General features: G+C 48.3%; 10 protein-coding genes and 1 pseudogene. 1 reads left to right on the top strand and 10 read right to left on the bottom strand.

The annotated features are described in order from the left end of the window. The 3 genes and pseudogenes from F452_RS10775 to F452_RS10770 form a co-directional block, all read right to left on the bottom strand. A pseudogene (locus F452_RS10775) lies at positions 1–1,094 on the bottom strand (IS1182 family transposase); the annotation flags it as partial. A 253-nt stretch (positions 1,095–1,347) separates the two neighbouring features. Next, positions 1,348–2,079, bottom strand: a complete 732-nt coding sequence (locus F452_RS0106165; RefSeq protein ID WP_018965356.1) for a DNA alkylation repair protein — start codon at positions 2,077–2,079, stop codon at positions 1,348–1,350. A gap of 16 nt (positions 2,080–2,095) precedes the next feature. Continuing rightward, positions 2,096–2,857 carry a lysophospholipid acyltransferase family protein gene (locus F452_RS10770; RefSeq protein ID WP_018965355.1) on the bottom strand — a complete coding sequence of 254 codons (762 nt, stop codon included), beginning with the start codon at positions 2,855–2,857 and terminating at the stop codon, positions 2,096–2,098. 122 nt (positions 2,858–2,979) lie between these two features. Between F452_RS10770 and F452_RS10765 the strand changes: the two genes are divergently transcribed. Beyond that, entirely contained in the window at positions 2,980–3,153 is a 174-nt protein-coding gene (locus F452_RS10765) for a hypothetical protein (RefSeq protein ID WP_230587215.1), read from the top strand. A 198-nt stretch (positions 3,154–3,351) separates the two neighbouring features. Here F452_RS10765 and F452_RS0106150 read toward each other — a convergent pair whose 3' ends face one another. From F452_RS0106150 to nrdG, 7 genes are all read right to left on the bottom strand, one after another. After that, positions 3,352–4,587, bottom strand: coding sequence for an ABC transporter permease (locus F452_RS0106150; protein ID WP_018965353.1), 1,236 nt, complete (start codon positions 4,585–4,587; stop codon positions 3,352–3,354). A gap of 12 nt (positions 4,588–4,599) precedes the next feature. Beyond that, positions 4,600–6,609 carry an NAD-dependent DNA ligase LigA gene (gene ligA, locus F452_RS0106145; protein ID WP_018965352.1) on the bottom strand — a complete coding sequence of 670 codons (2,010 nt, stop codon included), beginning with the start codon at positions 6,607–6,609 and terminating at the stop codon, positions 4,600–4,602. Further along, the gene (locus tag F452_RS0106140; RefSeq protein WP_018965351.1) at positions 6,597–7,124 is read right to left on the bottom strand and encodes a GNAT family N-acetyltransferase; all 528 of its coding nucleotides are present in this window, start codon (positions 7,122–7,124) and stop codon (positions 6,597–6,599) included. The genes ligA and F452_RS0106140 overlap by 13 nt, the downstream gene beginning before the upstream one ends. Positions 7,125–7,130: 6 nt before the next feature. Next, complete coding sequence (gene recR, locus F452_RS0106135) at positions 7,131–7,754, bottom strand: recombination mediator RecR (RefSeq protein WP_018965350.1); 624 nt, start codon at positions 7,752–7,754, stop codon at positions 7,131–7,133. Continuing rightward, positions 7,751–9,265 carry an Rne/Rng family ribonuclease gene (locus F452_RS0106130; protein WP_018965349.1) on the bottom strand — a complete coding sequence of 505 codons (1,515 nt, stop codon included), beginning with the start codon at positions 9,263–9,265 and terminating at the stop codon, positions 7,751–7,753. The genes recR and F452_RS0106130 overlap by 4 nt, the downstream gene beginning before the upstream one ends. Positions 9,266–9,585: 320 nt before the next feature. Next, positions 9,586–9,864 carry an HU family DNA-binding protein gene (locus tag F452_RS0106125; RefSeq protein WP_004584585.1) on the bottom strand — a complete coding sequence of 93 codons (279 nt, stop codon included), beginning with the start codon at positions 9,862–9,864 and terminating at the stop codon, positions 9,586–9,588. 110 nt (positions 9,865–9,974) lie between these two features. After that, complete coding sequence (gene nrdG, locus F452_RS0106120; protein WP_018965348.1) at positions 9,975–10,466, bottom strand: anaerobic ribonucleoside-triphosphate reductase activating protein; 492 nt, start codon at positions 10,464–10,466, stop codon at positions 9,975–9,977. Positions 10,467–10,488 lie beyond the last annotated feature (22 nt).

Genomic DNA, 10,488 nt, shown 5'->3' with positions numbered 1-10,488 from the left:
TTGCTCCAGGTGAAAACGATTATACTTGACATAAGCCTGACAATCAAGCTGCTGCATCAAATGATAGTTTTCCTCCGAACCATAGCCTGCATCGGCCACTACCGTTTGTGGGTAATATCCATAACGCTCCTGTATTGAGGATAGAAAGGCTGGCAAGGTCAGTGTATCGGTGGGGTTGGAGAAGAAGTCAAAGGCCGTAATGAATTGCTCATTGCTGGCTATCTGCAAATTGTATCCGGGCTTAGTCCGGCCGTTGTTCATCGCATCCTCCTTCATGCGCATAAACGTCGCATCGGGATCGGTCTTAGACATCGAATTACGTATCCCGATTCTCTTCAAGCGGGCATTGTAATGAGCCAATTTAGCGCGATGTTCGTTCAGTTCTTTGAGTTGCCTCTTACGCCTCTGCGTACCTCTGCCTTTTCTTCTTTACTCTTAGCCTCTGCTTGCTTGATCTCGAGTGAGGTATTCAGCTCTTGGGCTATCTCGCCCAGAAGTTCCGGAGAAAGCTCGACAACCTCTTCAAGGGACTCTTGATCTTGGGCGATGACATCGTCCACCTGCTCAAGCAATACCTTAATTTTCTCTTCAAGTTTAGCCTTATTGCGCTCGACACTCTTGCGCCAGACAAAGGTATATTTATTGGCTTTAGACTCGAGCTTAGTGCCATCTATGTAAGACACATCCAAGCTCAAGAAGCCGCGATCACTCAGCAGTAGAACCAGCTGTGTGAAGAGCTTGTTGATCTCTGTCTTCATCCGATTGCGAAAGCGATTGATCGTGGCGAAATCAGGCTTTTCGTATCCCGAGAGCCAAATGTAGTGGATATCCCGACGCAAGGCTTGCTCGATCTTGCGACAAGAATAGACATTGTTCATATAGGCATAGAGGAGCACCTTGAGCATCATGCGTGGATGATAAGCACTGCGCCCACGAACGTGATAGAGACCTCGGATTGATTCTAATTTCAGCGTATCCACAATGCTGTTGACCAAGCGTACAGGGTCGTTGACATCAATATCTTGACCAAGTTCCGGAGGAAAGAGCAGGATGGGGTCGGATATGTAAGGACGAAAGTGTAACTTTGTACTCATTGAATAATTGATATTTGCTAAGTTACTCAAACTTAGTGAACGAATGAAGCCCTAGCTTGTGAAAGTTGGGGCTTTGTTGTTGAATGAGGAATAAAAAAAGGAGGCTGAGCCAAAAATGAATTTTGACACAGTCCCTTTTCTTTTTGATTTCTATTTGGTCTGTTATTTCGCTCGGCTTATTCTTCATTCCACAAGTCGCTGTGGCTCCACCAAAAATAAAAACAGAAAGGTTATAGATACTGTATATGTCTGATTATTTCCCTTTGGTCAGATAGTAAGAGCGGAGATCGGACGGGAGCTTTTCTAAGGCATAGCGGAGAGCTGTCCGTGGCATAGTGGCGGCATGTTTGTCAAGGAAAGCAAACAGAAGAGATTCCTGTTTTTTGCCCATCTCACGCAGCATCCAACCTACTGCTTTATGAATCAGGTCGTGCGGATGGTGGAGCAGTCGCTCAGCAATACGAGTGGTGGCTTCGTACTCTCCGTATCGGATCAGTCGCCAATTGGCTACCATCGCTATTCGTTGCTCCCACAACAAACTTGAATCGGCCAATCTATCCAGCAAGGCATTACCTTCGATGGGATGAGCATGCACATATTCGCCCACTATTCCGGGTGCAGAAACATCGACCAAATCCCAGTTATTGATCATAGTCGTATGGCTCAGATAGGTAGCTAATAGTTCCTCCCGCACTTCTTCCGACCGAGTACGTCTGTATAGTTCGGTCATGCTGATAAGTGCGAGATGCCGCACCTCGTGATAAGGCCTTTCTAACAAAAGGGCGAGAGTTTTCGCCGTCCAAGGTCTATGAGCCTTCTCGTAAGCGCGAATATCGGGAACGGATATTCCGAGGAAAAGATCGCCCTCAGCATATTCGCCCGGAGCAGTCTTGAAAAACCGCTGCATCTGTCCGGCACGCTCAGGATTTCCGATACGTTTGAAATCTGTCGTGACTCCTTGGACTGTCAGTCGGCTATGATCCACGAGGCTCTCTACCTATTTATTTCGATTGGGCTACAGCTATTTCTTCCGGTAGCACAGAGGCTATTCGTCTGGATGTCTCACGCACAGCCTCAGATATACATAAGGGCTTCTCACCAAAATCCGAGACGGACAGGGGAGGATGGATAGTCAGCGTCAATCGATGAGGACGCGGCACGAGTTTACCCGGTGGAAGTACACGATAAGAGCCATCCAAGGAAACAGGAATAATAGGTACTCCCAACTCATCTGCCATCAGAAAACCGCCCTTTTTGAACCGAGCCAGACGGCCGTTGCGAGTACGACTACCCTCCGGAAAAATAAATATGGAAGTACCTTCCGCCAAAACACGCTTGGCCTGATCCATGGTGTGAGCGATAGAGGAAGGGCGAGTATCATCGACAAATACGAATCCGGCCGACCGGCATGCATAACCGACGAAAGGTAATTTGCGAATACCTTCTTTCAATACCCATTTGAAAGGAATACCGAGATAGCCGTACATCATGAAAATATCGCAGGCACCTTGGTGATTGGCCATAACGACGAAAGGCCCTTTACCCGGGATATGCTCTCGCCCTCTGACTCGAATGGGGCACAAGAAAAGGAATAGCGTGCATCGCGACCACAACATCCCGGGATAATAACTGAATATCCCACTGCCTCCCAGCATGCAACCTACAGTGGTAGTCAGTGCTGTCAATATAGTGAGCAGGAGGAAAAGAGGAGCACCGATCAGGCAGAAATAGATGAGAAAAAGAAAGCGTCCGATAGTATTCATCTTTTTCGTATTGATTACGGACAAAAGTAATGAATCTTTTGTGCAATAATTTCTGTATTCGGCGGATTATTACTTTATTTGCAGAGATAAAAACGAAAACAAACAAAACGAACATACTCACAATGGAAAGAATCGGAAAATACTTGGGAGCCATCATATTGCTCGTTGGCGTTTTGGTACTGGCCATCCCCGCATTCACGAATTCGATCAGCGACAAGAGTTTGATGATCGGTCTTTTTTTGGTCATCGTAGGCTTCTTCGCCCACATTATTCTCGGCCGTAGAGCAAAGGCATAAGGCTGAAATATAGAAAACACCTCCCCAATCGGGGAATCGAAAAAAAGAGAACCATCGGTTCATCTCCTGTCATAGAAAGGAGGAATGAACCGATGGTTCTCTTTTCAATTATTACAGCTTAAAGAGTTGGGTATCGCAGAGCCACCGGGAATTATAAAAGGACAGAATTGCCCTCCCCTATTCCCCGATGATGAGCGATCACTCGAAGCGAAGGGCTTTGACAGGGGAAATTCGCGCGATTATATGCGAGGGAGCAAGGAGCATCAGGAAAGTCACAAGGAGCGTACCCAAATTAACGAGAATCCATACGAACCAATCCACTTGAATAGGTACATAGTCCATGTAGTAAATATCAGGATCGAGGAGACGCAGCCAGCGGAAATGTTGCTGCAGGAGGCAGAGTATAAGAGCCAAGACATTGCCCCAGATCATACCACGACCAACGAGCATCATAGCCAGATAGAGGAATATGTGGCGAAGCGACCCTTCACCGCAGCCTAAAGCTTTGAGCGTGCCGATAAACTGCGTTTTGTCCATGACCAAAACGATCAGACCGGCTATCATCGTGAAGCCTCCTACCAATCCCATCAGCGTCAGCAGGATAGCGACATTGGTGTCCAAGGCAGAGAGCCAATCCATAATCATCGGATTCAGTTCGGTAGCCGTATTCATGGTCAGTCGTTGTTCCCCGACATAGGGCGTTTCCGAAAGGCGATTGAATACTCGTGTCACAACGAGATCTGTTTCGTCCGGGTCGGAGGCATAAATGAGTAACCGACTAACGTCATCAGTACCAAACCCACCCACTCGGCGGAGTATATCGGCAGAAGCCAAGGCAACAGGCATGTCCATTTTGCCTCCACTATAAACTCCTGCGACTGTGAATGCGCGCAAACGCATTCGCTCTCCACCGGCGAAATAGATGCGGAGCTTATCGCCGATCTTGAGACGAAGTTTGTCGGCAGTAGCTTGTGGCAAAAGGATAGGATTGGGTACCGTATCGGCAGAACTAAAGTTCGGATAATTTCCCGAAACAATTTGACCGAAGAGCGGATTGCGAGGTCGGAGTGAATCGCCCCCCATCAGTAGAATACCGGCAAAAGCACTGTCTGTCTTGGCGACACCTGTTATTTCGATCGTGGATACTACCCGATCCACACCTTCGACAGAGGTTATGGCTTCAAGCATCCCGGTCGGAGCATTGAAATGATCTGAAGTTCCGGCCACGGGTGCTATGCAAAGATGTCCCGTATAGCCGTATACCAGACTGCGGATATTTTGCTTGAAGCCACCGGCTATCGACACGGTAATGAGCATGACCATCAGGCTGAGCATGATACCGATCACAGAGAGACGAACAATAGGGGCTATTCCTTTTCCCTCTTTTCCTCCGCCCCTAAAGAGCCGTCCTGCCAAAAAGAAATCGATCTTCATCGTCCCTCTACCCTATTCTTCTATCAGACGGAGAAATTCCTCTTCGTTCATCAGTCGCACACCGAGCTTCTCTGCTTTCTGTCTCTTACTCGGTCCCATATCCGATCCGGCAAGAATGAAAGAGGTCTTGGAGGAGACCGATGCGGCCATACGTCCACCATTGGCCTCCACCATAGCTTTGTACTCATCACGACTATGCTTTTCAAATGTACCGCTGATAACAACCGTTTTTCCGGCTAAACGATCGGAAACCGGTACGGAAACTGTCTCAGCTTCTAACGACACACCAACCAGGCGAAGTTGCTCAACCAATTCTCTGTTCTGCCGAAGGCTGAAAAAATGAAGTACAGCAGAGGCTATTCTTTCCCCGATCTCGTCTATCTGCACCAATTCCTCGCTCGTCGCAGCGGCCAAGGCATCGATAGAGGGATAGACCGCAGCAAGTTTCTTTGCTACGGTTTCTCCGACAAAGCGAATGCCTAATCCGAACAAAATAGCCTGATACGGACGGGCTTTGGAAGCTTCGATGCTATCCAAAAGTTTGGTAGCAGCTCGCTTTTTGAAGCCGGGCAGTGTGAGTAGCTGCTCTTCCGTAAGGGTATAAAAGTCGGCAACGTTGCGAATCATATCACGGCTATAAAGCAACTCGATCGTCTCCGGGCCGATATTGATGTCTGCCGCCTTGCGTCCGCAATAGTGTTCGAGCCGTCCTTTCTGCTGTTGTGGGCAACCCTCGGCATTCGGGCAATAGTAGGCAGCTTCTCCTTGTTCGCGCACCAACGGTGTAGCACAGTCGGGACAGAGTGCCGTAAAAACTATAGGTCTGCCATCGATACTACGTGCATCCGTATCCACGCCCACTATCTTGGGAATGATCTCCCCACCCTTTTCCACATAGACAAAGTCTCCCTCGTGAAGGTCTTTCTCTGCAATAAAATCGGCATTGTGCAGGCTGGCACGCCTCACGACCGTACCGGATATTAGTACAGGATCGAGATTGGCCACAGGCGTGACCGCTCCCGTACGCCCTACTTGATAGCTTACATGTTGCAGACGAGTACGTACTCGCTCGGCCTGATACTTATAGGCAATAGCCCAACGCGGACTTTTGGCCGTAAAGCCAAGCAAATCCTGCTGAGCCGGAGCATTTACCTTGAGGACAATACCATCAGTAGCTACAGGCAATGTCAGGCGTTCGGTATCGAAACGATCGATAAAGGCATATGCATCCTCCTTACTACGGCACAGTGTGACGGCATCAGAGACTTTGAATCCCCACCGACGCGCCTGCATCAGTCGATCGTAATGATTCTCAGCCAAAGGCTCATCACTATACAGATAGTAGAAATAAGCGTCCAAGTTTCGTCCGGATACGATACGGGGGTCGAGCTGTTTAATGGTACCGGAAGCGGCATTGCGCGGATTGGCAAATAGAGGTTCCCCATCGGCTTCCCGTTGGGCATTGATCCGATCGAATTCCTTGAATGGGAGCAATATCTCTCCACGAACTTCCAACATATGGGGATAATCATCGCCTCTAAGTCGTAAGGGGACAGATCGAATGGTACGGGCATTAGCTGTTACGTCATCTCCCGTTATTCCATCGCCTCTGGTAACGGCACGCACCAGCATACCATCTTCGTAGATAAGCGAAATGGAAAGCCCGTCGAATTTCAGCTCTGCAACGATTTCGAAAGGTGCACCCTGAAGTCCTTCGGATACGCGACGATAAAAACCTCCAATCTCATCGTAATTGTATGTATTGCTAAGGGAAAGCATCGGTCTGTCGTGGCGAACGGAAGCGAATCCTTCCGTTTTGTCGCTTCCGACACGATGTGTAGGTGAGTCAGGACTATCCCATTCGGGATACTGCTGTTCCAGCTCTTCAAGCTGCTTCATCATGGCGTCATACTCGAAGTCATCGATAGTCGGAGATGAAAGGACGTAATACCTGTATTCGTGCTCACGCAGAATGCGGCGCAGTTCTTCTATTCTGACAGCAGGGGGAACTATCTTTTCCATAACTGATAAAGCAATACATCAGAATAATCGCCGGCATGCCACATCCATTGGCGGAGGGTGGCTGTATGCTCGAAGCCCGCAGCTTCGAACAGCGTACGACTCGGCCTGTTATCTTCCAGCACATAGGCGAAAATCTGATGCAGGCGTAAATAGTCTAAAACATAATGGGATATCTTGCGGAGAGACTCGACGGCTATTCCCTGCCGACGGTATTCGGGAATAACGAACAGCCCTACGGCTACACGTCGATGAAAGGCATCGTACTCATACAGATCTATTGCACCGATAGGCTTATCGTCATCCGACAGGCAGATGACAAGACGCATCATGCCCAACTCCATCAGACCCACAGAACTCTTTTCGATATATTCTTTCAGTCGATTGCGTCCTATAGGTACGAGTGTATTGCCGCTCTCACGCAGTTCAGCATCGTTTTCCCAGAGGTAGAGGAAGTCCAAATCTTCCGGCTCAAGAGCTCGGAGCCGTACTCGCTCTGAAGAGAAAAGATCGGTCATGGAACATCAGAATTTGACTGAGTCGGAGAAATCGGTACGATTGAGAATAGAGCGACCGAGAGTAATCTCATCGGCATACTCGATCTCATCGCCTATAGCAATGCCTCGAGCAATTACACTGACCCGAACGCCGGTGGACTCCAACTTGCGAAAGAGGAAAAAGTTGGTAGTATCACCCTCCATAGTCGTACTCAAAGCCAATATAACCTCACGGATCTGCTCGGATGTTACTCGATGCACCAGAGAATCTATTTGCAGATCGCCCGGACCGATCCCATCCATGGGAGATATGACTCCACCGAGTACATGATACAAGCCTCGATACTGTGAGGTATTCTCGATAGCCATAACGTCACGGATATTCTCCACTACGCAGAGTGTACTCTGATCCCGAGCGAGGTCTGCACAAATGGTACAAACATCGGAATCACTGATATTATGACAGCGCCTGCAATAGGAAATATGTTCCCGAAGATCTACAAGGGCTGCTGCAAATTGACGGGTATTTTCCACAGGTTGGCGCAATAAGTACAAAGCCAGGCGCAGGGCTGTCTTGCGCCCTACACCCGGCAATGTAGCAAATTGGTCTATCGCCTTCTCAAGCAGATGCGAAGGATATTTCTGTATCATTCATCCAAAATATCCAGCTCGTTGCCGTCGTAGTCGTAAAATGTGTAGTCCAGAAATCCCAGACTCTCATCGGGGATAAGTTTGATCCCCTTGGCATACTTGAGTTTCCATTTCTTCAAGATAGAAGTAAGGAAACCTTTCTTGAGGTATGCTGCCACGTATGGATGTACGTGAAGAACGAATTGTTTGACTTGGTGCTCCGTGACCATTTTGGCCACTTTTTCTTCCAACTGATCCGTGAAGAGTATGGAGGATTCTACCTTGCCGGTACCCAAACATGTGGGACAACACTCTTCGGTATGGATGACCATCGCGGGACGAACACGCTGGCGCGTAATCTGCATAACGCCAAATTTGCTCAATGGCAAGATATTGTGTCGCGCTCTGTCGGCTGACATCAACTTGACCATGTGTTCGTACAACTGCTGACGGTGCTGGGCTTCACTCATATCGATGAAGTCCACTACGATGATACCACCCATATCGCGCAGGCGCAGTTGTCTGGCCAGCTCTTCGGCTGCAGCCATATTGACATCGACGGCCGTCGCTTCCTGTTCGGTACTGCCACGCGAGCGATTTCCACTATTGACATCCACCACGTGCATGGCTTCTGTCTGCTCGATAATCAGATAAGCACCACTCTTATACGTAACAGTACGCCCGAAGAGGGCTTTGATCTGCTTCGTAATGGCAAAATGGTCGAAAATGGGTAGTTCGCCCTGATAATACTGCACGATTTCCTCCCGTCCCGGAGCTATCAACTCGACATAGTCGCTCAAACTGTCCCGAAAAGCCTTGTCATTGACGATGATGCTCTGGTAAGAGGGATTGAAATTGTCCCTCAAGAGCCCCAAAGTACGGCTGGCTTCCTCATAAACAATGGACGGAGCCTTGGCTCGCAAAAGTTTCTTGATATTGTCGTCCCAGCGACGAAGCAGGCTCTGCAGCTCTTTGTCCAATTCGGATGCCCGTTTTCCTTCAGCAGAAGTGCGTATGATAACACTGAAATTCTTGGGCTTGATGCTGATAATCAACTGTCGCAGGCGTGCTCGTTCTTCGGCAGAACGAATCTTCTGAGACACCGACACCTTGTCTGCAAAGGGTACCAAAACCAATGAGCGGCCGGCAAAAGAAAGTTCGGCTGTCAGGCGTGGTCCTTTAGTGGAGATCGGCTCTTTGGCTATCTGCACCAAGATCTGCTGTCCGGCCTTGAGTACATCTGCGATCTTCCCTTCTTTGGGCAGGTCGCTACCGAGAGGCACTTTGGACAGGGATGGAATCGATTTGCTTTTTGTCATCATCTCCATCATCTTCTGCTGAGCATCGAAAGTCAAGCCCAAATCGAGATAATGAAGAAATGCGTCCTTCTTGTATCCTACATCCACGAAAGCAGCGTTCAGACCGGGCATCACCTTCTTCACTTTACCGAGGTAAATATCCCCCACGGCAAATGAAAGATTGCGCGGTTCACGTTGAAGCTCCACGAGTTTACCATCCTCCAAGACGGCCATAGATACCTCTTTGGGCTTCACGTCAATTACTAATTCGCTGTTCACTTAATGATAGGATTGTCTTGATGATTATAAATACAAGTAAGCAAATACGGCCTGTGGGCGGAGCGGTACTGATACGGAAATCAGACCACAAAGTACTCGCTCACAGACCGCATTTGCCGAGAATAATTCGAGATGGAATATTTTCGTCTCTTTTATTTCTTCTTTTTATGGCGATTCTTCTTCAGTCTCTTTTTACGCTTGTGCGTAGCCATCTTATGTCTCTTTCTCTTCTTTCCGTTAGGCATAATGCTTTATGTTTTATTGTTAAACTATGATTAGTCTTGTTTCATCTGACTCATAAAGATTTTCGAAGGCTTAAACGCCGGAATATTCCTTTTGGGGATGATGATAGTCGTCTGCTTCGAAATATTACGTGCTGTCTTCTCAGCTCTTTCCTTCACAATGAAGCTACCAAATCCACGGAGATATACATTATCTCCTTCCGAAAGGGAGTCTTTGATGGTGTCCATGAACGACTCCACGACTTTCAGGGTTGTTTCCTTATCAATCCCTGTCGACTTCGCAATAGCGTTCACTACGTCAGCTTTCGTCATAATACTATGCTCAGAATTAAATGGTTGAGTTTCTTTTGTTTTAGGTCTGCAAATATAGTGCTTTTTCTCTTAGTTACTTTACTCCGGCATTTTTAGTTTACATGGTGAATTCAATTCTCATGCAGCCGAATAATACGCTGGTTGCTGCTGCCACGCCATAGTAAAGTGGGGTCGAACAGCTCGCGCACGAATGGGCCATCGACCAAAACATCGATCAAAGCAAGAGGAGCGGAAAGCATCGAATCAGCCTCCAACTGCTCGAGTGTATATCCTGTATAGCACCATATCGGCAAGATACAGGATGCACGCAGCCTCTGTAGCAGACAGGTAAGTCCGGCAGGATTGTAAAAGGGATCACCTCCAGAGAGTGTGATCCCATCCAATAGGGGATTGGCATTGATCTCTCGGATGATATTGCCGAGGATCGAGTCCGTCATCAGTACACCGGCTTCCGGATCCCAACTGGAAGGATTGTGGCAACCGGGACATGCGTGGCGACAACCAGCCAAATAAATAGAATAGTGCAAGCCCGGTCCGTCGCAAATAGTTTCACGATAGACGTTCAGCAGCCTGATGCCGTATGATTCGATGCTTTCGGACACCTGCTCCCGCGCTTGGTGGCGT

This window comes from Porphyromonas gulae DSM 15663, assembly GCF_000378065.1.
Classification (GTDB): Bacteria; Bacteroidota; Bacteroidia; order Bacteroidales; family Porphyromonadaceae; genus Porphyromonas; species Porphyromonas gulae.
Note: the sequence above shows the minus strand (reverse complement) of the source record. Positions and strands in the feature narration are given on the sequence as shown.

Coding starts and splice junctions, on each gene's coding strand:
- F452_RS10770 (WP_018965355.1), bottom strand. CDS start 2,857: ATGAATACTATCGGACGCTTTCTTTTTCTCATCTATTTCTGCCTGATC.
- F452_RS10765 (WP_230587215.1), top strand. CDS start 2,980: ATGGAAAGAATCGGAAAATACTTGGGAGCCATCATATTGCTCGTTGGC.
- F452_RS0106150 (WP_018965353.1), bottom strand. CDS start 4,587: ATGAAGATCGATTTCTTTTTGGCAGGACGGCTCTTTAGGGGCGGAGGA.
- ligA (WP_018965352.1), bottom strand. CDS start 6,609: ATGGAAAAGATAGTTCCCCCTGCTGTCAGAATAGAAGAACTGCGCCGC.
- F452_RS0106140 (WP_018965351.1), bottom strand. CDS start 7,124: ATGACCGATCTTTTCTCTTCAGAGCGAGTACGGCTCCGAGCTCTTGAG.
- recR (WP_018965350.1), bottom strand. CDS start 7,754: ATGATACAGAAATATCCTTCGCATCTGCTTGAGAAGGCGATAGACCAA.
- F452_RS0106130 (WP_018965349.1), bottom strand. CDS start 9,265: ATGGCCGTCTTGGAGGATGGTAAACTCGTGGAGCTTCAACGTGAACCG.
- F452_RS0106125 (WP_004584585.1), bottom strand. CDS start 9,864: ATGACGAAAGCTGACGTAGTGAACGCTATTGCGAAGTCGACAGGGATT.